This window comes from Agathobaculum desmolans ATCC 43058 (assembly GCF_000701665.1).
Lineage (GTDB): Bacteria > Bacillota > Clostridia > Oscillospirales > Butyricicoccaceae > Agathobaculum > Agathobaculum desmolans.
Map to the genome: position 1 here is coordinate 1 of NZ_JNJN01000048.1, position 23,090 is coordinate 23,090.

23 protein-coding genes and 1 pseudogene are annotated in these 23,090 nt (G+C 52.2%); 22 read left to right on the plus strand and 2 right to left on the minus strand.

The genetic code is table 11. The features are described from left to right. The 15 genes and pseudogenes from T363_RS0111200 to T363_RS0111275 form a co-directional block, all read left to right on the plus strand. On the plus strand, positions 1-729 hold a 729-nt coding region (locus T363_RS0111200; protein WP_031475907.1), incomplete at its 5' end, for a DNA cytosine methyltransferase. A gap of 37 nt (positions 730-766) precedes the next feature. Further along, positions 767-1,090 carry a YdcP family protein gene (locus tag T363_RS0111205; protein WP_031475909.1) on the plus strand — a complete coding sequence of 108 codons (324 nt, stop codon included), beginning with the start codon at positions 767-769 and terminating at the stop codon, positions 1,088-1,090. 19 nt (positions 1,091-1,109) lie between these two features. Further along, a pseudogene (locus T363_RS14670) lies at positions 1,110-1,513 on the plus strand (YdcP family protein). Positions 1,514-1,518: 5 nt separating this feature from the next. Further along, positions 1,519-2,934, plus strand: a complete 1,416-nt coding sequence (locus tag T363_RS0111215) for an FtsK/SpoIIIE domain-containing protein (RefSeq protein WP_242840268.1) — start codon at positions 1,519-1,521, stop codon at positions 2,932-2,934. Positions 2,935-2,937: 3 nt separating this feature from the next. Next, positions 2,938-3,240 (plus strand): type II toxin-antitoxin system RelB/DinJ family antitoxin, encoded by a 303-nt coding sequence (locus T363_RS0111220; RefSeq protein WP_031475913.1) that lies wholly within the window; start codon positions 2,938-2,940, stop codon positions 3,238-3,240. Then, a complete protein-coding gene (locus T363_RS0111225) occupies positions 3,237-3,542 on the plus strand; it encodes a type II toxin-antitoxin system RelE/ParE family toxin (protein WP_031475915.1) in 306 nt (101 codons plus the stop codon). Before T363_RS0111220 ends, T363_RS0111225 begins: the two co-directional genes overlap by 4 nt. Before the next feature lie 301 nt (positions 3,543-3,843). Next, positions 3,844-5,031, plus strand: coding sequence for an XRE family transcriptional regulator (locus tag T363_RS0111235; protein ID WP_031475917.1), 1,188 nt, complete (start codon positions 3,844-3,846; stop codon positions 5,029-5,031). Positions 5,032-5,091: 60 nt separating this feature from the next. Next, positions 5,092-5,373, plus strand: coding sequence for a hypothetical protein (locus T363_RS0111240; protein ID WP_031475919.1), 282 nt, complete (start codon positions 5,092-5,094; stop codon positions 5,371-5,373). 100 nt (positions 5,374-5,473) lie between these two features. Further along, on the plus strand, positions 5,474-5,695 hold the full coding sequence (locus T363_RS0111245) for a hypothetical protein (RefSeq protein ID WP_031475921.1): 222 nt from the start codon (positions 5,474-5,476) through the stop codon (positions 5,693-5,695). A 65-nt stretch (positions 5,696-5,760) separates the two neighbouring features. Further along, positions 5,761-6,255: an antirestriction protein ArdA gene (locus T363_RS0111250; RefSeq protein WP_099092289.1), complete on the plus strand. Its 495-nt coding sequence runs from the start codon at positions 5,761-5,763 to the stop codon at positions 6,253-6,255. Between the two features lie 174 nt (positions 6,256-6,429). Next, positions 6,430-6,840, plus strand: a complete 411-nt coding sequence (locus T363_RS0111255; protein WP_031475925.1) for a conjugal transfer protein — start codon at positions 6,430-6,432, stop codon at positions 6,838-6,840. Beyond that, a complete protein-coding gene (gene tcpF, locus T363_RS0111260) occupies positions 6,809-9,250 on the plus strand; it encodes a conjugal transfer ATPase TcpF (protein ID WP_031475927.1) in 2,442 nt (813 codons plus the stop codon). The genes T363_RS0111255 and tcpF overlap by 32 nt, the downstream gene beginning before the upstream one ends. 1 nt (position 9,251) lies before the next feature. Then, positions 9,252-11,615 (plus strand): FUSC family protein, encoded by a 2,364-nt coding sequence (locus T363_RS16880; protein WP_051643243.1) that lies wholly within the window; start codon positions 9,252-9,254, stop codon positions 11,613-11,615. A gap of 32 nt (positions 11,616-11,647) precedes the next feature. Further along, the gene (locus tag T363_RS0111270; RefSeq protein WP_407919078.1) at positions 11,648-12,613 is read left to right on the plus strand and encodes a bifunctional lytic transglycosylase/C40 family peptidase; all 966 of its coding nucleotides are present in this window, start codon (positions 11,648-11,650) and stop codon (positions 12,611-12,613) included. Positions 12,614-12,635: 22 nt separating this feature from the next. Beyond that, positions 12,636-13,541: a conjugal transfer protein gene (locus tag T363_RS0111275; RefSeq protein WP_031475933.1), complete on the plus strand. Its 906-nt coding sequence runs from the start codon at positions 12,636-12,638 to the stop codon at positions 13,539-13,541. Positions 13,542-13,561: 20 nt separating this feature from the next. Here T363_RS0111275 and T363_RS15240 read toward each other — a convergent pair whose 3' ends face one another. Further along, the gene (locus T363_RS15240; RefSeq protein WP_051643244.1) at positions 13,562-14,452 is read right to left on the minus strand and encodes an AraC family transcriptional regulator; all 891 of its coding nucleotides are present in this window, start codon (positions 14,450-14,452) and stop codon (positions 13,562-13,564) included. Positions 14,453-15,040: 588 nt separating this feature from the next. On the opposite strand from T363_RS15240, the gene T363_RS0111295 reads away from it, so the two are divergent. The 7 genes from T363_RS0111295 (at position 15,041) to T363_RS0111325 (ending at position 22,632) form a co-directional block, all read left to right on the plus strand. Next, positions 15,041-16,426, plus strand: a complete 1,386-nt coding sequence (locus T363_RS0111295) for an MFS transporter (protein ID WP_242840269.1) — start codon at positions 15,041-15,043, stop codon at positions 16,424-16,426. 59 nt (positions 16,427-16,485) lie between these two features. Continuing rightward, a complete protein-coding gene (locus T363_RS0111300) occupies positions 16,486-17,280 on the plus strand; it encodes a TIM barrel protein (protein ID WP_031475939.1) in 795 nt (264 codons plus the stop codon). A 38-nt stretch (positions 17,281-17,318) separates the two neighbouring features. Then, complete coding sequence (locus T363_RS0111305) at positions 17,319-18,455, plus strand: Gfo/Idh/MocA family protein (protein WP_031475941.1); 1,137 nt, start codon at positions 17,319-17,321, stop codon at positions 18,453-18,455. Positions 18,456-18,530: 75 nt separating this feature from the next. Next, positions 18,531-19,562, plus strand: coding sequence for a zinc-dependent alcohol dehydrogenase (locus T363_RS0111310; protein ID WP_051643245.1), 1,032 nt, complete (start codon positions 18,531-18,533; stop codon positions 19,560-19,562). An 18-nt stretch (positions 19,563-19,580) separates the two neighbouring features. Next, complete coding sequence (locus T363_RS0111315) at positions 19,581-20,444, plus strand: transketolase (RefSeq protein WP_031475945.1); 864 nt, start codon at positions 19,581-19,583, stop codon at positions 20,442-20,444. Next, complete coding sequence (locus tag T363_RS0111320; protein WP_051643246.1) at positions 20,445-21,392, plus strand: transketolase family protein; 948 nt, start codon at positions 20,445-20,447, stop codon at positions 21,390-21,392. Between the two features lie 85 nt (positions 21,393-21,477). Further along, positions 21,478-22,632 carry an iron-containing alcohol dehydrogenase gene (locus tag T363_RS0111325; protein ID WP_031475949.1) on the plus strand — a complete coding sequence of 385 codons (1,155 nt, stop codon included), beginning with the start codon at positions 21,478-21,480 and terminating at the stop codon, positions 22,630-22,632. Between the two features lie 172 nt (positions 22,633-22,804). Here the strand turns inward: T363_RS0111325 and T363_RS0111330 are convergent. Continuing rightward, positions 22,805-23,090, minus strand: a 286-nt coding sequence (locus T363_RS0111330) for an IS3 family transposase (RefSeq protein WP_031475951.1), incomplete at its 5' end; no start/stop codon positions are given.

Here is a 23,090-nt window from a genome sequence, read left to right on the forward strand (position 1 = left end):
CCAGCTTTCGCTGTCTGGGAAAACGTCGCGGGAGCGTTTTCTTCAAATGACCGGCTGGATTTTGCAGCCGTGCTCCACGCATTCACAGGTATCGAGGTTTCAGTGCCTGATAGCGGACTGTGGGCGCACGTCGGAATGGTGCGAGGGGGACGGGCTGATACCGCTTGGCGGCTCTTGGACGCCCAGTATTGGGGAGAACCCGCCCTTTCGCAGCGGCGGCGGCGGGTGTTCGTCGTGGCGGATTTTGCAGGCAGACGCGCCGCGGAAGTATTATTTAAGCCCCGCAGTATGTTCCCATATCCTGCGCCTTGCGGTGAAAGCGGGCTGCCCGCCGCCGGTAGAAATCGAACACCTGCTGCTCAAGCAGGGCGGCAGATACCCGTCGTCCGTCCCTTCCAGCTTCGGCGTATGCGGGCCATGGCAAAGCAGGGCGACCCAACCGGCTTCCGCGCGTGCTTCGGCAAAAACGGAGAACCCTTCCCAACTCTGCTTGCCAGTGTAGGACAGCCCTTTGCATTCTGGCATGAGGGAAAAGAGCAGGACGGTTTTATCCGTGACCTTACGCCGTTGGAGTGCGAACGGCTCATGGGACTGCCAGAGGGCTGGACGGCATACGGCTGCAAGAACGAACCCATCACAGACCGCGCCCGTTGTTTCGCGCTCGGCAATGCGATCGCCTTGCCCTGTGCGGAATATATCATGGCGGGTATCGCGGAAGTCATGCAGTAAAATCAATCAACCAATATCTGAAAGCGAGGAATAGTTTATGGAATTGAAATTTGTAGTCCCGAACATGGAAAAGACGTTCGGTAATCTGGAATTTGGCGGCAAGGTGGAGCCGCGGCGCGGGGATACCCAGCGGGAAGGCGGCCGCATCGTGGTGAAGAACCGGCGGTACAAGCTGTTTTCGGATGTGCAGCGCGCGGACGATATCGAAGTCATTCTCCCCGGTAAGGCGGGCGAAAAGCATTTTGAGTATATGGACGCGGTTAAATTGGTCAATCCCAAGATCACCGTGGAGGGCTATGCGGTTAACGGCCGCGGCTTCTCGGATTATATCCTCCATGCAGATGACATTGTAAAGGCGTAAGAAAGGACAGGTGGCATATATGAGACTGGCAAACGGTATTGTGATCGACAAGCAGGCGACGTTTGGGCGGCTGCGGTTTTCCGCGCTGCGCCGTGAGGTGTTCGAGCAGAACGAGGACGGTACGCCGTCTGATGTGGTCAAGGAACGCACCTACGATCTGAAAAGCAAGACGCAGCGCCGCATGATTCGGGTAAGTATCCCGCCAGTACGCCGCTGCGGGATTATGCCTATAACGCCGAGGTGGATATTGTGAATCCGGTGGCGAACACCGTGGCAAACGCCACGTTCGGCAACAACGCGGAAGCGGATTGGTATATCAAGGCGGACGATATTGTGCTGGTAGGGTCGGAACAGGCTGGTGCAATGAGCAGCGGACAGCCCGCCCAGCCGCGCAAGGACGGCCAGCCGGATAAAAAGGCGTAACCGCCATGAAGTGCTTTCGGTATCGCAGTAAGCGTATCCGCCCGGCGGATAAGGATCTGGTGTTCCGGTCTGCCTGCTGTGCGGCGCTTCCGGTGTTTTTTGCAGCTTTCACTTTGCTCAACTTGAAAACCATCTTACAAACAGACTGGCACAGGCTGTCCATGCTGGATATAGGTGTTCACTGGAATGTGCCGTATCTGCTGTTCAGCGGTATTGTGTCGGCGGCGATCGCGGCGGCTGTGCTCGTCCTGCTGTACCGCCTGTTTCCGGACACAGTTCGGCAGCTCAGGCACCGTCAAAAGCTGGCGCGCATGGTGCTCGAAAACCAGTGGTATGAGCAGGCTGAACGGACAAAACAGGACGGCTTTTTTAGGGATTTACCCAGTCCGGATACAAAACCGAAGATAGCCCGTTTTCCACGGATGTACTACCGTATGGAAAACGGGCTTTTGCATATTCAGGTCGAGATCACGATGGGGCGGTATCAGGAAGCGCTTCTGCATTTGGAAAGCAAGTTGGAAAGCGGCCTGTACTGTGAACTGGTCAGCCGTGAGTTGCGGGACGGCTTTGTCCTGTATACGCTGCTGTATGACATGGTTGCCGACCGCATTTCCATTGATGAAGCGAAAGCTGGGGATGGCCGCCTGCGCCTGATGAAAAATGTCTGGTGGGAGTATGACACGCTGCCACACATGCTGATTGCAGGCGGTACGGGCGGCGGCAAGACGTATTTCATCCTGACGCTGATTCATGCACTGGTGCAGACCCGCGCGGTGATACACGTCTTAGACCCCAAAAACGCAGACCTCGCAGACTTGTCCGCTGTCATGTTGGACATGTACTACCGCAAGGAGGATATTGCTGTGTGCGTCAGCCGGTTTTGCGACGCCATGATGCAGCGCAGCGAAAGCATGAAATCCATGCAGGGCTATAAGACTGGCGAGAACTACGCCTATCTCGGTTTAGAGCCGCATTTTCTGGTGTTTGACGAATACGTTGCATTCATGGAAATGTTGAACACGCGCGAGTGTGAGGATGTATTAAACAAGCTCAAGCAAATCGTCATGCTGGGGCGGCAGGCGGGCTTCTTCCTGATTCTCGCCTGCCAGCGTCCGGACGCAAAGTATCTTGGCGATGGTATCCGTGACCAGTTCAACTTCCGCGTGGCGCTGGGGCGCATGTCCGAGCTGGGGTATAGCATGATGTTTGGGGAAGTGAAAAAGGAGTTTTTCTTCAAGAATGTCAAGGGGCGCGGGTATGCGGATACCGGCAAAGGCGTGATTACTGAGTTTTACACGCCGGTCGTACCGAAAGGGTATGACTTCCTTAGGGAAATCAACGAACAGAGAAGTAGCAACATTGTTGCTACAAATTTGACAGATGCACAACGACCTGTTATACTAAACCAAAAGGAGGAATGACGTATGGGAAATGTAGTTTCTTCTGTCAAAACGGATATGTTCCGTATCCGCATGAACCCTGAAATTCGAGAGGAATTGGAACGGATTTATGCGAAAAACGGTCTGACGCTGACGGACGCAGTCAACGTGTTTTTCCAGCAGTCAATCAATGCAGGCGGTTTCCCGTTCGCGGTAAACGAGGATAATGCCGAGATCATCAAGGCAAAGGCGCTGTCGCGGTTGATGAAAGAGCTGCAAAAAGGCGACGAGTGCGTCGAAGTGTATTCTGCTGACGACGCGCGCAAGATGCTGGGGCTGTCTGAATGAAGGTTTTATTTAAGAAAACCGCGCTGGACGATATGCAGGCGACGGAACGCTATATTTCGGAAACGCTCGGTAACGGCGTGGCGGCGAAAAAGCTGACCCGGCGCGTGTTCGATGCGATCATGCTGCTCGAGGAAAATCCCTATATGGGGACGGAACTCTGCCGTAAATTTGCTGTGGAAACCGATCTGCGTTTTCTGGTGGTGGCAAAGCAGCTTGTTTTTTATCGCGTGGTGGAGGACGACCATATCGAGGTCACGCGCGTGCTGGACGGACGGCAGGATTATCTGGCGCTGTTGTTCTGAAAAACGGAATACGGTTTGGTATAAGCTCACAGGAAAAACCTGTGGGCTTTTGTTTTGCACGCCCCGCCCTGCCGCGCGCGGCGTGCAGCGCGAAAGCCGCAGGCGCGGCGAGGGCGGTTGGCGGGCGCGGCGCAGCCGCGCCCGCGCGTCATTACCCCCTGTATCTAACAGGGGGGTACAAATCGCCTATGGCCAGCCCTTTTTCAAAGCAAAACCCTGATGGCGTCTGGGTTTTTCGGCATTTGGGGGCTATGTAAAAATCGGGTGATTATGTCACAGCCGGGAAGGAGGTGGTTTGCGTATGGAACTGGACGGGTGGATTTTGCAGTTCCGTCGGGAACGGGAGCAGAACGGGATTTCCCGCAAAGCGGTTGCCGCTGCTGCCGGGGTGTCGCGGGAGTACCTGTGCCGGGTGGAAACAGGAAAGATGCCGCTCACAGACCAGATGCAAAAACGGCTTGCAGCGGCGCTCAAGGCGCTATATCCAGAACCGCTTAACCTGATGATCGACTATGTGCGTATCCGCTTTTCCACGATGGATATAGGATATATCTTGGAGCGTGTTTTGCGGCTTAAAATGAAGTATTTTGTGCAGGAAGATCACGGTTTTTACTCGTATAGCAGCATGTATGTGCTGGGCGATATAACGGTTATGACCTCCCCGGACGAGGAAAAAGGCGTGCTGTTGGAACTGAAAGGCAAAGGCTGCCGACAGTTTGAAGCCTATCTGAACGGGCAGAAACGAAGCTGGTACGAGTTTTTCCGGCAGTGCTTAGAGGAAGATGCGGTATTCAAGCGGATAGATCTTGCCATCAATGACCGGGCGGGCATTTTGGACATTCCATTTTTGTGTGATAAGTGCGATCGCGGTGAGTGTGTTTCGGTTTTCCGCAGCTTCAAGGCGTATCGGTCAGGGGAATTGGTTCGCAGCCGGGAAGAAAACAAAGCGAGCATGGGTGTGACGCTGTATATTGGCTCGATGCAGTCGGATTTGTATTTCTGCATCTACGAAAAGGACTATGAGCAGCTTGTCAAACAAGGTGTCCCCATCGAAGATGCGGAAATTAAGAACCGTTTTGAAATCCGGCTGAAAAATGACCGCGCCTATCATGCGGTATACGATCTGGTATCGGGCGAAAACCCGGAGAATACCGCCTTTGGCATCATCAACCGTTATGTGCGGTTTGTCGATCGGGACGACAACAAACTGCGCGAGGATTGGCCGCTGAACCAGATGTGGGCGGTGTTCATCGGGGCGCATCGGGAAAGGCTGAAGCTGACGACAGCGCCCGAACCGTATACCGTGCAAAAAACGCTTAACTGGCTATCCCATCAGGTAGCGCCCTCGTGGAAAATGCTGCTGGAATTAGACCGTAGATGCGGGACAAATGTCATGGAAGAAATGCTCGCGGTTACAGACCTTGCGGATAAGCATAGGAAAATCATCGAGCAGCAGCTTTTAAGTGTCGGGGAGGTGATTGTCGAGTAAAAACGCGTAGTTGACGGTTGGTGTATTTTTATATAGGATAGTATAAAGGAGGTGGTTGAAATGCCGCAGAATGATAGTGCAAGCGTAGTCTATTACCAAATACGTGACCCAGAGGAACAGGCGGTATCCAAAATGAAGCGGTATGGGCACAGCGAAATAGCGGCGACTGCTTATGACCGCCTTTCGCATTGGAAAAATGAACGGGGTATTGATGAAAATAAACCTCTGTCAATGGAAGAAGTCTGTGAGAAATTGTATCAAGCAGAAAAAGAAATAGGGGCGGGTATGACGGCAGATGCTCGGCAGTCGCTTGAAGAATTGCGCAATAAGTATAGTTTGTGATTACCGACAGACGGTCGCGCTGAACAAAATAATAGTATAGTAAGCAGCCCTATTTATGGGCTGCATTTTTTATGGGAAAATCTAAGGAGGATTATAACCTATGAATTTTGGTGTCAACCTGTATAACTGGTTTCTCACGAACGCCCAGTCGCTTGTGCTCATGGCGATCGTGGTGATCGGCATTTATCTCGGCTTCAAGCGTGAGTTTACTAAGCTGATTGGCTTTATGATTGTCTCACTGATCGCGGTCGGTCTGGTGTTCAATGCGGCGGGTGTCAAGGACGTGCTGCTTGCCCTGTTCAATCAGATTATCGGTGCATAACGGCTGGTTTCGGAAAGAGACCGGCCGCTTTTTTATGCCTGCATGACGGGAGGTGAATTTTGCTTATGGAGGAAATGCGGGTTTATGTGGCGAACCTCGGCAAATACAACGAGGGTGAACTTGTCGGCGCGTGGTTTGAACCGCCCATCGACTATGACGAAATGGCTGAACGTATCGGCTTGAACGAATTTTATGAGGAATACGCGATACACGACTACGAACTGCCATTTGACATCGAAGAATATACGCCGATTGAGGAAGTTAACCGCTTGTGTGAGATGGTGGCGGATTTGCCGGAGTATATCCAAGACAATCTGAAAGAGCTGCAAGGCTATTTCAGCAGCCTTGAAGATTTGTGCGAGCATCAGGACGATATTATCCTGTGGTCTGGATGTGAGGACATGACAGATGTAGCGCGTCAGATGGTGGAGGAAGGTGCGCTCGGTGAGATACCGGCGCATCTGCAAAACTATATAGACTATGAAGCCTATGGTCGAGACTTATCCTTTGAGGGTACGTTTGTGGAGACGCGGGACGGTGTGTTTGAGATCGTGGTTTAACCGTTTTCTCTTATGCCCGCCGCCGTGAGCATGGTGTGGGGGTGAAGCACGGCTGTGGGTAACTGCTTGGCAGTTATCCATAACTGGATGAGGGGGCGAGGAAAGACACGGGCGGCGTGGGTTTCGTTCCTCGCCCCCTTTGCCCTCGGATATTTTGAATGGAGTGGATTTGATGTGAAGAAAATACGCAGTTACAGCAGCATTTGGTCGGTGGAAAAGGTGATTTACGCCATTAACGATATGCGCCTGCCGTTCCCGATCACATTTTCGCAAATGGCATGGTTCGTCGCGTCCGAGCTTGCGGTGCTGGCGCTGGGTGAGTTGCCGCCGCTCTCGATGATAGACGGCGCGCTGCTTAAATATTTCGGTATTCCGGTTGGCATCACATGGTTCATGAGCCAAAAGACTTGGGACGGCAAAAAGCCATTCAGCTTTGCAAAATCCTATACGGCCTACCTGCTGCGCCCTAAGCAGACCTTTGCAGGCAAGCCGATGAAATTCCGCAAGGAGAAAAGCGGGCAGCCTATTACTGCGGTTAGGAGTGTGATGGTAAATGCAGTATCCGATGAAGTATATCGAAAATAACCTTGTCTGGAACCATGACGGGGAGTGCTTCGCTTACTATGAGCTTATCCCCTATAACTACTCGTTTTTGAGTGTGGAGCAAAAACAAGCCGTACACGATGCGTTCCGGCAGCTCATTGCCCAGAACCGAGACGGCAAGATACACGCCTTGCAGATCAGCACAGAGTCCAGTATCCGCGCGGCGCAGGAGCGTTCTAAGGCGCACGCTTCCGGCAAACTCCGGGAAGCCGCCCTGCGGCGTATAAACGGCCAGACGGATGCGCTGGTGTCCATGATCGGGGAAAATCAGGTGGATTACCGTTTCTATATCGGCTTCAAGCTGCTGCTGAACGAGCAGGAAAGCGGGAATATCGGGTGGCAGGCGGCAAATATCTTTTCCGGCTTCCTGCGGGACGTAAATCATAACTTGATGGGAGATTTCGCGTCCATGCCAAACGATGAAATCCTGCGGTATCAGAAGATGGAAAAGCTGCTGGAAAGCAAGATTTCGCGCCGTTTCAAGGTGCGGCGGCTGGATCAAAATGATTTCGGCTATCTGTTGGAACATCTGTACGGACAAAGCGGCGTTGCGTATGAAGATTATGCGTTTCACCTGCCGAAGAAAAAACTCAAAGGTGAAACTCTGGTTAAGCGGTATGACCTTATCAAACCCACGCGCTGTCTGCTGGAAGAACACGGGCGGTATCTGCATATTTCGCATGATGACAGTGAGGTATACAGTGCTTATTTCACGATCTCGGATGTGGTCGGGGAACTGGATTTCCCGTCGTCCGAGATTTTCTATTATCAGCAGCAGCAATTTACGTTCCCGGTTGATACCAGCATGAATGTGGAGATCATTGCCAACAAAAAAGCCCTGTCCACTGTCCGCAATAAGAAAAAGGAACTAAAAGATTTGGACAACCATGCGTGGGAAAGTGGGGACGAGACCAGCACATCGGTTGCGGAAGCACTGGAAAGCGTGAATGAGCTGGAAACTGAGCTGGGGCAAAGCAAGGAAGCCATGTACAAGCTGTCCTATGTGGTGCGTGTCACCGCCCCGGACGCGGAAGAACTCAAACGCCGGTGCAATGCGGTGCGGGATTTCTACGACGATATGAACGTCAAGCTGGTGCGCCCGGTGGGCGATATGATCGGCCTGCACCATGAATTTATCCCGGCAAGCCGCCGGTATATGAACGACTACATCCAGTATGTGACGAGCGATTTCCTCGCTGGTCTCGGCTTCGGTGCGGCGCAAATGCTGGGCGAAAAGGACGGTATCTATATCGGCTACGGCGTAGATACCGGCCGGAACGTGTACTTGCAGCCTGCGCTTGCCAGTCAGGGCGTCAAGGGTTCGGTCACGAACGCGCTGTCTGCGGCCTTTCTCGGCTCGCTCGGTGGCGGCAAGAGTTTTGCCAATAACCTGCTGGTGTACTACGCAGTGCTGAACGGCGCGCGGGCGCTCATCGTAGACCCGAAAGCCGAGCGTGGGAACTGGAAGCGCGACCTGCCGGAGATCGCGGATGAGATCAACATTGTAAACCTGACCTCGGACGAGCAGAACAAGGGTATGCTCGACCCTTATGTTATCATGCGCCGCCCCAAGGACGCGGAAAGCCTTGCGATTGACATTCTCACGTTTTTAACCGGCATTTCCTCGCGGGACGGCGAGCGTTTCCCCATCTTGCGGCGGGCGGTGCGCACGGTGACGAACAGCAAGCGGCGCGGCCTGCTTTGCGTGATTGACGAGCTGCGCAAGGAGGGTTCGCCGCTGGCGGTCAGTATCGCAGACCATATTGAGAGCTTCACGGACTATGATTTCGCGCACCTGCTGTTTTCGAATGGGAACATCAAAAAGTCCATCAGCCTTGAAAAGCAGCTCAATATCGTGCAGGTAGCCGATCTGGTGCTGCCGGACAAGGGTACCTCATTTGAGGAATATACCACGATGGAGCTGTTGTCTGTTGCCATGCTCATTGTGATCAGCACGTTTGCGCTCGACTTTATCCACATGGACAGGAGCGTATTCAAGATCGTTGACCTTGACGAAGCGTGGTCGTTCCTGAACGTCGCACAGGGTAAGATGCTGGCAAACAAGCTGGTGCGTGCAGGCCGTGCCATGAACGCGGCGGTCTATTTCGTGACGCAGAACGCGGCAGACCTCGCAGACGAAAGCCTGAAAAACAACATCGGCCTGAAATTTGCGTTCCGCAGTACGGATACGGTGGAGATCAAAAAGACGCTCACGTTTTTCGGCCTTGACCCGGAGGACGAGGGCAACCAAAAGCGGCTGCGGGGGCTGGAAAACGGCCAATGTCTGATGCAGGATTTGTACGGGCATGTGGGTGTGGTGCAGTTCCACCCGGTGTTCGCAGACCTGTTCCGTGGGTTCGACACCAGACCGCCGCTGAAAGCAGAGGTGTAGCATGACGTACGAGAAAAATAATTTCCGACAGATAAAGCGAACAGCGATTGCCTTTCTGATGATAGCGGCAATCGCTGTTTTATTGTTTACAGTCTTTTGTCCGTCTGCGGGCGCGGTTGGGCTGGTCGATGATACGGTGGATACCGCACACGAGTACAGCCGTTATCCGCTGGAAAACTACCAGCTCGATTTCTATGTTGATAACGGCTGGGGCTGGCTGCCGTGGAACTGGGTGGACGGCATCGGTAAGCAGGTCATGTACGGCCTGTACTGCATCACGAATTTTATCTGGACGATCAACCTGTACCTGTCCAATGCGTCCGGCTTCTTGGTGCAGGAAGCCTATGGTTTGGATTTTATTTCGGGCGCGGCGGATGCAATCGGGCAGAACGTGCAGACGATTGCCGGAATCTCGCCCGCGGGGCTTTCCGCCGATGGGTTTTATGCCGGATTTCTGCTGCTGATTATTCTGGTCGTGGGCGCGTATGTTGCGTACACGGGCGTCATCAAGCGGGAGACCACCAAAGCGGTGCGGGCGGTGCTCAATATGGTGCTGATTTTCGTGCTGTCCGGCGCGGTCATTGCCTATGCGCCGGATTGCGTGAAGCGTCTGAACGAGTTTTCCGAGGATATCAGCACGGCAAGCCTGAATGTCGGCACGAAAATCGTGATGCCGGATGCGCCCGGCGGGGAGGGGGACAGCGTTGCGCTGATTCGGGACAGCCTGTTTGCCATTCAGGTCAAGCAGCCGTGGCTGCTGCTGCAATTCGGGGATACCGATGCCGAAGCGTTGGGCGAAGCGCGCGTGGACAGTCTGCTGTCTGCCAGCCCCAGTGAAAACAACGGTGAAGACCGCGAAAATGTCGTCAAAACCGAAATCGAGGAGAACAGAAACACCAACCTGACGGTCACCAAAACGGTAAACCGGTTGGGGACGGTGTTTTTCCTGTTCCTGTTCAATATCGGCATTTCGGTTTTCGTGTTCCTGCTGACCGGCATGATGATTTTCTCGCAGGTACTTTTTATTATCTATGTGATGTTCCTGCCGGTGTCGTTCGTGCTCAGCATGGCGCCGACGTTTGAGGGCAGCAGCAGGCGTGCGGTGATCAAGCTGTTCAACACGATCTTAGCTCGTGCGGGCATTACGCTGGTGATTACAGTGGCGTTCAGTGTTTCGACCATGCTGTATCAGATAGCGGATCGTTACCCATTCTTCATCATTGCCTTTTTGCAGGTGGTGTTGTTCGCAGGGACGTATTTCAAGCTGGGTGATCTGCTCAGCCTGTTTTCGCTGCGGGACGATGGCACGCGCAGCATGGGACGGCATATCGCACGACGGCCGGGTATGTTCCTGTATCATCAGCTGCACCGTCTAAACCGTTCTGTGCGGGCATCTTCCAAGGGACAAGCGGATGGCAGCGGGAAAGCGTCCGGCCGTTCCGCGCGCGATACGTCCGGCGCGGCGTATAGCGGCCAGCGCAGCCGCAGGCCGAACAACCAAAGCGGAGGTACAACGGCCGGTGGGCAGCCGTGCAGCTCGTTCAGCAGTTCCGCGCGTGGTCTGCCCGGTGGGACGGCAGGCGGCGCAGACGGTTCACCGCAGACAGATATGCCGTCCATGCCGGAAAGCGGGGCGGGAATGCCTGCGGATACGGCGGGATACAGCAGGCCGGAAACCACGTCTGCAACCGCAGCACCTACACCTGCCGGAATGACGCAGATGCAGACCGGAGAAACACAGCGCCCGTCTACGCCTGCGGCGCATGACAGGCCGGTTGTGATGGCAGTATCCAAGCCGGATACGGGACAAGCTGTAAAGCCGGTGGCACAGCAGCGGCAGGAACAGCCTGCGGGGGCTTCGACTGCACGCAGGCCGATGGTGATGATAGAATCCAGTTCGGGTGCGGGACAAGTTGAGAAAACCATGGAACAGTCTACGGGTGCTTCGATTGCACGCAGACCGATGGTATCCCAGCATGAACGCCCGGCGACTGTGCAGCAGGATACTGTGGCTCGGCCTGATACGCCGCAGGATAAGCAAACACACAACGCAGCGGAACGCCCGGCTTCTGCGGCAGAAAACCGCAGACCAGATACGGCGCAGCGCCCTGTGGTTTCCGCAGAGACCCGCAGACCGGAAGCGGGAAACCGCCCGGTCATGCGGCAAGCCGAGCCGATAAAGCCCTCTGCACGGGTGCAGGACAAGCCTCCAAAGCCGCGTCCTGCGGTGGAGCAGACGGTATCTATCAAGCCCGAAACCAAGCCCGTACAACGGAAAAACACGGTGCAAAGTAAGCCGGTTGTAAACCAGTCGGGCAGCACCGGTACGCAGGATGGCGCGCAGAATGGGGGCGGTAAGCAGTGAAGATCAGGGAGATCGCGCTTGGTATCGCGGCCATGGTCGCCATGTTTTTCGCTTTATTGTTGGTGTCGCTTATCCTGTTCGTATCGGACGACAGCGACGGCGGCAGTGGGTTGCTGTATGGCGGTGCAAATCTGTCTGCGGCGGTGCTGGCGCACAGGCCGACGGTGGAGCGGTATGCGGCGCAGTACGGTATTTCCGAGTATGTCAATGTCCTGCTTGCCATTATGGAGGTAGAGTCCGGCGGCGTGCTCGAGGATGTGATGCAGTCCTCAGAGTCTATGGGGCTGCCGTCTAATTCACTTGATACAGAAAGTTCTATCCGGCAAGGCTGCAAGTATTTTGCGGAATTGATTGACAAGGCAGACCGGCTCGGCTGCGATCTGGACAGCGCAATTCAGGCGTACAACTACGGCGGCGGCTTTCTGGATTATGTCGCGTCGCACGGGGGCAAATACAGCTTTACGCTCGCGCAGGCATTCGCGGAAGAAAAGTCCGGCGGTGAACGGGTGGATTATGCAAACCCGATTGCCGTAGAGAAAAACGGCGGCTGGCGGTATAACTACGGCAATATGTTCTACGTCCGACTGGTGGCGCAGTACCTTTATGCGGCGCAGTTTGACGACGCGACGGTACAGGCCATTATGAATGAAGCGCTCAAGTATCAGGGCTGGGATTATGTTTATGGCGGTGCGTCCCCGGCGACTTCCTTTGACTGCTCCGGTCTGACGCAATGGTGCTATAGTGTGGCGGGCATCAGCCTGCCGCGCACGGCGCAGGCGCAGTATGAAGCAACCCAGCATCTTCCGCTGGAAAATGCCGAGCCGGGCGACCTTTTGTTCTTTCAGGGGACGTATAGCTGCGGCGATTATATCACGCACGTCGGCATTTATGTCGGCAACAACCAGATGTACCATGCGGGCAACCCGATCGGTCTGGCAGACCTGACGATGGACTATTGGCAGTCCCATTTGGTCTGCGCCGGGCGGGTGACGCAATAAATTTGGAAAGGTGGAAAACGATATGTTTCAGAAGAAAAACAATTTGCAAGAGAAACAGAAAAAGCCGCGCGTCCTGCATATCGGGACGCGGCGGCCGGTGGTGGTTGTGCTGTGGACGCTGCTGATCTGCGCGTTTGCGTTCGCGGTGTATAAGAACTTTACAGCGGTGGATACGCACACTGTCCGTGAAACAACTGTGGTGCAGCAGGAAGTGACGGACACAAACGCAATCGAGAGTTTTGTAACCAATTTCGCTAAGGTGTATTACTCTTGGGAGCAGTCTGCGGCTTCGATCGAGCAGCGGACGGAAAACCTCAAATACTACCTGACGGACGAGCTGCAAGCCCTGAATGCGGATACCGTGCGCAGCGATGTACCGGTATCCTCTGCGGTACAGGATGTACAGATTTGGTCTGTGGAACAAACTGGGGATAAAGTGTATAAAATTGTATATTCCGTATCGCAGATGATCGGGAACGAGGAGGAAAGCACTGCCGTGACATCGGCGTATGCAGTTTCCGTTTATGCAGACGACGCGGGCGATCTGGTGATTATCCAAAACCCGACGATCACGGGCAAGCCTGCAAAGTCCGACTATGCACCAAAAGCCGCCGAGCCGGACGGCACGGTATCCGCGGAAGAAACTACAGAGATTACAGAGTTTTTGACCACGTTCTTTACGCTGTATCCTTCTGCCAGCGAGCAGGAGCTTTCCTACTATGCCAGCGGCGGTGCGCTGCCGGTGATCGAAAATGACAGCTATGTGTTTGCCGCTTTGGTGAACCCGGTATACACCAAGCAGGGCGATACGGTGACGGCAAACGTAGCGGTGCAGTACCTCGACCAGCGGACGAGCATGACGCAGGTTTCGCAGTTTGTGTTGAAGCTGAAAAAAGTTGATGGAAATTGGAAGATAAGTTCCTGCTGAAAGAAATCAATCTAATCATATTAATTATGCACCATATGTTGATTGCGGTAAGCCCTAGGGGTCATTTTATAATGGTTCTTAAACTTTTTCGTAAAGTAACTGGAACTGTTAAAACCGGTCAGATAGCAGATATCCGAAATGCTCTGTGTAGTAGTTCGCAATAATAGTGCGGCCTGTGTAAGACGGTACTGATTAACATATTCAATCGGAGTCAACTGGGACATTTCAGCAAAGCAGCGGAAGCATTCGCTTTTGCTGATATTGGCAGAAGCTGCAATATCGGTCATGCTAATAGCGTTTGGATAATTTTTTTTGATATATTCCAGCATGTCCTTCATCCTCTGTTCTCGCAAAAGCTTGCCGTTGTCATAGGAGTGTCGACTGTTCTTTGGAAAAATCGTAATGAGGTTGCGCCATATTGCAAGCAGGTTTTCCGTCAGGAACAATTCATAGCCATAATGTGAACTTTCAGTATAATACAAGCGCTTAAGCGACTCCAGAATGACGTTTCCCTCTTTACTTTCTGGCATAATGACCTGCGCGGCGGGCTGATGGGTTGTCAGTGGAATGGCAAGATGTTCGCACAGCGCGGTTTGCATTAGGCTAATCAAAAATTGCGGGAGAAGAACAACATCATAGCCAACCGTATGATCAGACAATGCCTTCCCTGAATGGACGGATTCCGGGCCGATATAGATTGCACTTCCTTCTGATACTAGATAAGTTTCGCCGTTGATAGTATACTCGGCGCTTCCTTTGAGGATGATTTGTAGTTCTAGTTCGGGATGCCAGTGGATTGGGAAGCTGCCTTGGGGGAAAAGGTCAAACTGGTCGATAAACTCTGAGATTGGAAATAACTGATTGGAGTGGCGGAGATTTTCCATTGCCGCGTGGTTTACAATGTATTGCATGGTGCACCTTTCCTCTCATTAATTGAATATAGGATAAAGTTGTTATAGCTAAAATGCACAAATATAAACAGGGGAAATATAAAAATATTTCAAAAACGGATTGGCCAAAACTCTAAAATGTACAAATTGCAGGAATAAGAATGTGCAACCTGACTAATTTAAGCGGGAAGAGGATTAAAATATATCAGATGAATTAAATAAAATTATAACAATTCTTCCAAGGAGTTGGGATAATTGTTATAGTTTTTGAAAGAGAAATGACAGCATCACATGTGCAAATGGAGTACTATACTAGTATAAAAAAATTATCGGTAATTTTCAAGAAGGTTTATTTGAAAAATGTGGTCAAACAGGAAAGGGGACTGAAAAGTGCGGAAATATAGATGCAATTTCAAAAATTACTGGTTGTCCGTTTGCGTCATACGCGCGCTGACAATGGCTGGCTGTCTGCCTGTGAGACAAATGGAAAAGCGTTTCTGGTGATTCGGAAAATTCATTTGCTCCGGCTTCTGCAGCAATTCTCCCTTATGAGGATGGGAATCTAGATATAATACTATTCCCAGTAAAGAGAAGAAAGGAGTTTTTGGAGTGCAGAATACTTTAGAGATCCGTCAGAACAAAGAGGATCAGGTTGTCAGTTTACGGGAGAAAATCTGTTACGGTCTTGGAGATTCGGCCTGTAACGTAGTATATGGGTTGTGCAGTACGCTGCTGACCTTTTTCTATACAGACTATGTTGGCGTCAGTGCGGCGCTGGTCGGTATCATCTTTCTGATCACCCGCCTTTTCGACGGTGTTTCAGATATTGTCATGGGATTCATCACTGACCGTACCAAGTCAAAGTACGGAAAGGCACGGCCGTGGATTTTATGGATGTCAGTACCATACGCAGTGACATTTGTTCTGCTGTTTTTGATTCCGGCAAATGCATCGGTCATGGTACAGGGAATCTATATTTTTGTTACTTATAACTTGGTTAATACCGTAGTTTACACGGCACTCAATCTGCCGTATTCCACGATGGCTTCACTGATCACACGTGACCAGAAATCTCGCACCTCTACGCAGGCGATCCGCATTTTCTGTGGACCGATGGGCAAGATGGTGGTTACGGTTTCAACGATCCCGCTGGTAGAAGCATTTGGCGGTACACAGCAAAGCTGGATCATTGTTTCGATTATTTTTGCAGTGATCGCGCTAATTTTACTACTGGTTTGCTTCTTTAATATTGAGGAGCGTGTGGTAATTGAAGCTGCGAAAACACAAAAGGTTTCGGTTGGACAAAATCTGAAAGCGCTGTTTTCTAACCAGTATTGGGCGATTTGCCTCGGCCTGTGGGGCTTCATGGTCATGATGAGTACAGTAACTGGAACGATCGAGACCTATTACTGTAAATACATTTTGGGTAATGAAAATTTGTACAGTCCGATTTACGCAGCCGAGCTGATTGCGCAAAGTATCGTTGTACTGATTGTCCCGCATTTTGTACTTCGTTTCGGTAAGCGTAATTTGACGCTGAGTGGTATTATCCTTGTCATCGCTGCGCAGCTAGTCTGGATGGCGGCTCCGATGAGTGTGCCGGTTGCAATGGTCAGCGCTGTACTGCGCGGTATTGGTGTAGCACCGTTGTGGGCGTGCGTTTTTCCGATGATTGCGGATTCTGCAGAATTCGGGCAGTGGAAAACTCATATCAGGCAAGATGGCATGATTTTCAGTGCAGCGTCAGTTGGTTCCAAGTTGGGCGGTGGTTTGGCCTCCGCCGGTATCGGCCTTCTGATGGATTCAGTCGGCTATGACGGTCTTGCAGCTATACAGAATGCAGATGCGCTGTCCATGATCCACGCAATCTGCATGTATGCGCCGATTATTTTCTCTGTGATCATCATTGTCCTCTGCCTGCTGTATAAGCTGGATAAGCTGTATCCACAGATTATCACAGATTTGAAGAAACGCGATGAGCAGGGCATCCTGTAGCGAGCTAACAGCAGCGGAGACAATGAATCAATAAAAAATGTTAGCAAAGGATGAACAGTATGATTGATTGGGCAATCAACATCGAACCCCTGTATCCGGGTATGGATATCTGTGAAAAAATCGAAAAAGTCGCTGCGGCAGGCTTCTATGCCATTGAGTTTTGGGGCTGGCAGGACAAGGATATCACTAAGATCCGGGAAACCTGCGAGAGAACAGGCGTAAGCGTGCGCGCGTTCAGCGGAATGGAGAAGTATTCTCTGTGTGACAGGGAACATATGGAGGATATGGTCGAGTGGATCAAACGCTCCGTTCAGACAGCAAAAATATTGGGATGCGATAAAATGGTTCTGTTCCCGAACCATTTTACCCCCAACGGTTGCGCGGATTTCCGTGATAAGTATAGCCACGACGCAATGGTGGCGAACGTGACGCACACGCTTATGAGGATTGCACCCATTTTGGAAGAGAACAACATAACGGCGTTGCTGGAGCCAATCTGCAATTCTGGAGCAGACGCAGGTATGTCCGTTACTCATACGTCCTTAGGTGCGGATATTGTGCGGGCTGTTGCATCGCCCAATGTAAAGCTGCTGTGTGATGTATTCCATATGCAGATCATGCACGGCAACCTGCTGAACAATATCATGAGCAATATCGATATTGTTCCGTATATTCATATTGCAGATGTTCCCGATCGCCACGAGCCGGGCACGGGAGAAATCAACTTCGACTTCCTGCTCCCGACTATACAAGAAAGCGGCTTTGAAGGGACGATCTGTTTTGAGTATTTCCCGGAAGGCGATACCGATGCAGGCTTCCCGGCGGTCAAACGCTTGTTTGATCTGATCAAATAAACACCTATAACAAAAAATTATTTAGGAGGATACAAAAAATGATGAATCAAGTGACTTATGGTATGGTAGGCGGTGACCTCAAGGCTCTGATCGGTGAGTGTCATCGCAAGGCGCTGGGACTGGATCCGCGAGCAAAGCTGGTATGCGGTTGCTTCTCGGCGGACAACGATCTGAACGACGAATGCGCAGAAGCGTATCACGTTGACAAGTCCCGTGTATATTACGATGCGGAAAAGATGGCCGAGGCCGAAGCCGGCAAGATCGATTTTGTCTCGATCTGCACGCCGAACTTTGTTCATTACTCTGCAGCAAAGACTTTTCTGGAGCACGGTATCAACGTGGTATGTGAAAAGCCCCTGACGCTGACTGTAGAAGAGGCGGAGGATTTGGCACGGATTGCCAAGGAAAAGAATCTGGTATTTGCAGTGGACTACTGCTACTCTGGCTATGTAATGTGCAAGGTAATGAAGCAGATGATTGCCCGCGGTGATATTGGCAAGATTATTGCAGTCAACGCTAACTACATCGAGAACAGCTTCCTCGACTTGCTTGCCGAGAAGGAACAGGTCAACGGCCGCATCTGGCGAACCGACCCCAAGTACAGCGGCATTTCCAACACCTGCGCGGATGATGGCACGCATGTGGAGCATCTGGTCAACTATGTCACCGGCTTGAAGATTAAGCGCCTGCTGGCTACCGCTGATACGTTCGGAAAAAAACTGGATCTGAACGATAACATCATTCTGGAATACGACAATGGTGCCCACGGCGCATACTGGTTCACCCAAGTGGCTTGCGGTTGCCCCAATGAGATCGACCTGCGGGTCATGGGTACAGAGGGCTGCCTGGAATGGCATCAGACCCGTCCAGACGAGGTGATTTATATTAAAAAGGGCGAAGCCCCCCGTACGCTCAACCGCGCTGGAGATGGCATCGATGTTCCTGCGGGCAAACTGGCACGTGTGCCGTTCGGCCATCCGGAAGGTTACTATATTGCGATCGCCAACATCTACCGCAGCGTCATCAATACTATCCTGAAGATCAAAAACGGCGAGAAGCCGACAGCGGAGGATCTGGACTTCCCGGATGTGGAGACTGGCGTGAGCGGTGTAAAGTTCTTCCACGCTGTTATCGAGAGTGCTCATAACAATTCAAAGTGGGTAGAACTGGACTGATTAGATTCAAAAGGAATGCGGACGGGATAGGAAAAACGGTCCCGTCCGCAGCATCAGTATAAGGAGGAAAACGCAATGGCAAAAATGCAGAAAGCAATTGTATATAAGGGCCCGGGGCATTTCGCATATGAGGATCGTCCGATTCCGGAAATCAAGAATAAGAATGACGTTAAAATTCGTAGCTATGGATGTTCGGTATGTGGCACGGATGTCAACATTTTCGCAACACCGCAGAAGCACCCTTGCAAACCGGATATTATTTTTGGCCATGAATTCTGCGGCGAGGTTGCGGAAGTTGGTGAAGGCGTTACTAACCTTAAGCCTGGCGACAAAGTGGTTATTGATCCGCATGGACCGTGCGGCGAGTGTGAGAACTGTCTGGCCGGGCTGCCGGAGGCGTGTAAAAATGTTGTTTCTCGCGGTGTATTTGCGGACGGTGGCCTGACAAATTATGTTGTGTTGCCCAAGCAGTACTGCTATAAGGTGGCGCCGGAAACTAGACCTGAGTTGATGGGTGTAGCGGAGCCGCTGGCTGGCTGCGGCTGCGCACTGGAAAAACTGAACGTACATGTAGGCGATACGGCATGTGTACTGGGAGCAGGTCCGATCGGTCTGATGTTCATTGCACTGCTCAAGGCAAACGGTTGCCGCAAGATCATTGTTTCCGAACCAATTGAGCACCGACGCAATCTTGCACTTAAGATTGGCGCGACCTGCGTAGTCAATCCGGATGCCGAGGATTTGCAGAAGATCGTAAAGCAAGAAACCGATGGTCTCGGCGTGGATCATTGTGTAGAAGCAGTTGCAGCGATGCTGGTCGACTGTATCTATCTGGTCCGCCCGCACGGTAAGATCCTGCAGTTTGGACATGACGAGCTGGCGCGTCCGGAGTTCCCGGTAGCTGAGTTGCTTAAAAACGAGATCGAGGTCTATGGCGGCTATCTGGGCAAGTATTATATGCGTAAGGTAGCGCAGATCATCGAATCCGGAATCCTGCCGCTCGACCAAATCGTGACCGATGTTATTCCGGCTTCACGTTATCAGGAGGCACTCGATCTGGCGGCCAGCCGTCAGTGTGGCAAGGTATTTGTTTCCATGGATCTGTGAGAAAGGGGACAACCGTAAATGGCAGATAAAAATGAGGTGCTGCGTCTTCTGGAGCTGGCGCACCAGGCGCGGCGTGATCTCTGCAAGCTGTGCGGCATGTACAGCGGCAATATCCATATGGGCGGCGATATGTCCATGATCGATGTGCTGACCTGCCTTTTCCACCGCACGATGCAGGTGGGGCCTGATTTGGTACAGGTACCTGAACGTGACCGCTTTATCCTGAGTAAAGGACATGGTGCTGCTTGTATGTACATCATCATGGCGCAGAAGGGCTTCTTTGATTATCAGGAGATTTGCGATACATATGGGAATGTCGGCAGCAAGTTCGGTCAGCACCCGTGCAAAACGCGGCTGCCCATGCTGGATGTATCGACCGGCTCGCTCGGCCACGGTCTGCCGCTCAGCGTAGGCATGGCAGCCTCATCCCGTCAGAAGGGACGCCGGAACCGTGTATTCTGTATGATGGGCGACGGCGAAACCTGCGAAGGCTCGGTTTGGGAGGCGGCAATGTCAGGCCACGCGCTGAAGCTGGGCAATCTGGTTGCAATCGTCGACCGCAACAAGCAGCTTATGACCAGCTTTTCCGAGGATTCCATCCGGATGGAGCCTTATGCGGACAAATGGCGTGCGTTTGGCTGGAACGTGATCGAGATCGAGGATGGCAACAACATGGCGCAGATCGTGGAGGCGTTCGACCGCCTGCCGGGCAGCAATACGGAAATCCCGACCGTTGTGATTGCCAATACTGTGAAGGGCAAAAATGTGTCGTTTATGGAGCAACAGATCAAGTGGCATGCGGGTAGCCTGAATGAGGCTGATCTTGCAACCGCGCTGAAGGATATTGATGAAGCATTTGAAAAGCAGAAGGAGGGGTTATAAATGAAGCAGTCTTATACACTCGATGAATATAACTCCGCACGATCTGTGGTAGGAGATGCGATTACAGAGCTTGGCGGGAAGGATGAGCGCGTATGGCTTCTCACGCCGGATATCGGCTTTGGCTGCAAGGACTTCCAGACCAAGTACCCGAACCGTTTTATCGACACCGGTATTGCGGAGCAGGATGTCGTTGGCATTTCTGCAGGACTGGCGTACGACGGCAATATCCCGTTTATCATCGGCATGATGCCCTTTATGAGCATGCGTGCGCTCGAACAGGTGCGCACGGACGTATGTTATCCCAACCTGCCGGTTCGCATTATTGCCAACTATGCCGGACTAACCGGCAACGGCGGCTCGACCCACTATGCAATGGAGGATATGGCGCTCTATTCCTCGCTTGTTAACATGACGGTGTGCGCAGCATCCGATCCGGTTCAGCTGCGGCAGATCATTGAAAAGAGCCTGAATTATATCGGTCCGCTGTCCATCCGTATTGATCCGGGTAAGGAGAATCGCGTGCTGTATCCGGCGGATACGGTCTTCGAGATCGGCAAGGGATACCTGGCAAGAGACGGCAAGGACATTACCATCATTGCGTGTGGCGAGATGGTAAACTATGCGCTTCAGCTGCATGATCTGGCGAAGGATGCAGGGATCAGCGTGCGTGTGATCGATATGTTCACGGTCAAGCCGCTCGATAAAGAAATCGTCCTGAAGGCGGCGGAAGAAACCGGCCGTCTGGTCGTCTGGGAGGACCATCTGATGAAGAATGGTCTGGCAAGTGCGGTTGCGGATGTCCTGTGCGACAACGGTGTTCAGCTCAAGTCGTTTAAACGGTTCGGCATCCCGCAGGTGTATCCGGGCTTTGGCAGTGCAGAAGAACTGTATCATCTGTATAAGTACGATCTGGATGCAGTCTGGGCTTATGTGAAGAGTCTGTTTTGAGCAAAGAATTATGCAGCCGGCTTTGGGGCAGTCCATGCTGTGGGGGCGTCCTGCGGCTGGCTGCATAAACAGGAGGGAAACAATCATGAGCGTTTATATGTGGAACACCTTCTGCCCGACGCTGTTTGGAACCGGCGCGAGTAGGGAGACAGGTGCGCAGGCGAAAAAGCTTGGCATGCATAAAGTCATGGTCTGTACGGAAAAGGCGCTGTGTGACTTCGGCGTCGCGACGCAGGTTATCGACGCCCTGCAGCAGGCCGGATTGGAAGTCCTTGTATTTGATAAATGCAAGGCAGATGCGCCGAGCAACATTTGTGACGAGGGCGCAGCCTTTGCCCGGGAGCATGGTATTGACGGCATTGTAGCGGTCGGTGGCGGCAGCACGCTGGATACGGCAAAGGCGATCGGCATTATTATTAGTCAGAACGGCACGAGCATCCGGGACTACTATGGAATCGGCGAGGACGCGCATGAAATGAAGCTGATTACCCTGAGCACGACATCGGGAACAGGCAGTGAAATTTCGCAATGGGCGGTTATCGGCGATGTTGAGACCGGTGCAAAGGAGATGCCGGTCTACAAGCCGGATCTGGCGATTGTCGATCCGGTGCTGACTTATTCGCTTCCGGCAGGATCGACCGCGGCAACCGGTTTGGATGTGCTCGCGCACTGCGTGGAGGCGATTACCAACCGCAACTACAACCCATACGGCTACATTTTTGGCAAGGAAGGCATTCGCCTGACTATGAAATGGTTGCCAGTTGCCGTTAAAGAACCGAACAATGCCGAAGCGCGTGAAAAGATGTCGCTGGCAGCCAACCTTGGCGGTATGGCGATCTCGGCCTGCGGCTGTCAGATCGGACACAGCTTTAGCCAGACGTTCGGCGCACATCATCACATCCCGCATGGTCTCGGCTGTGCGTGGGGATTGCCGGGTGTTATGGTATTTACGGCGAAATACGGCGAGTGCAGCAATCTGGAAGAGGTCGCGGATGCGATGAATGTGTCGTACTCGGCGGAGACCGATCCCATGCAGTTGGCGGAGCGGCTGGTAAAGTGTGTTACCGATTTGATGCGGGAACTGGATATCAAGTCCCTCAAGGACTCCGGATTTACATTGGAGGACTGCCTTGCTTCTACAGAGCAGTTCTTCCATGACGGGGCGTTCGGCAACACTCCCGGCATCCCAGGCGAGAAGGAAATACAGGAATATATCGCATATACCTACCATGCTTACTAAGCTCAGTTTTTGTTGCGTGAGACGTATTATACCATGTCTGGAAATATAGGGTTTTTATTTGTATGACAACCCCATGTGCCATTTTTTTGCTTCGCTTTATATCCTCTACCCTATATTTTCAGAAAACGGGTATTGATATGTACCCAGGATTCTGGACACATTAAAAATTGAATTAGGTGCACATGGATGCCTCTCTGAATTTTGCGGGAGGCATCCATTTTGTTTTCGCTTGGATTCTTTCGTTGTTGTAGTAATTTATGTAGGTGTCAACAGCCTTAGCAAACGTTTCAAAAGAGGAATACTCTTTTTCATGCCCGTAGAACATCTCGTTTTTCATCCGTCCAAAGAAGGTCTCCATGATGCAATTGTCGTAACAGTTACCCTTCCTTGACATGGATTGAATGATTTTGTGATCTTTAAGTGCCTGCCTGAAGTACACGTGCTGGTACTGCCACCCT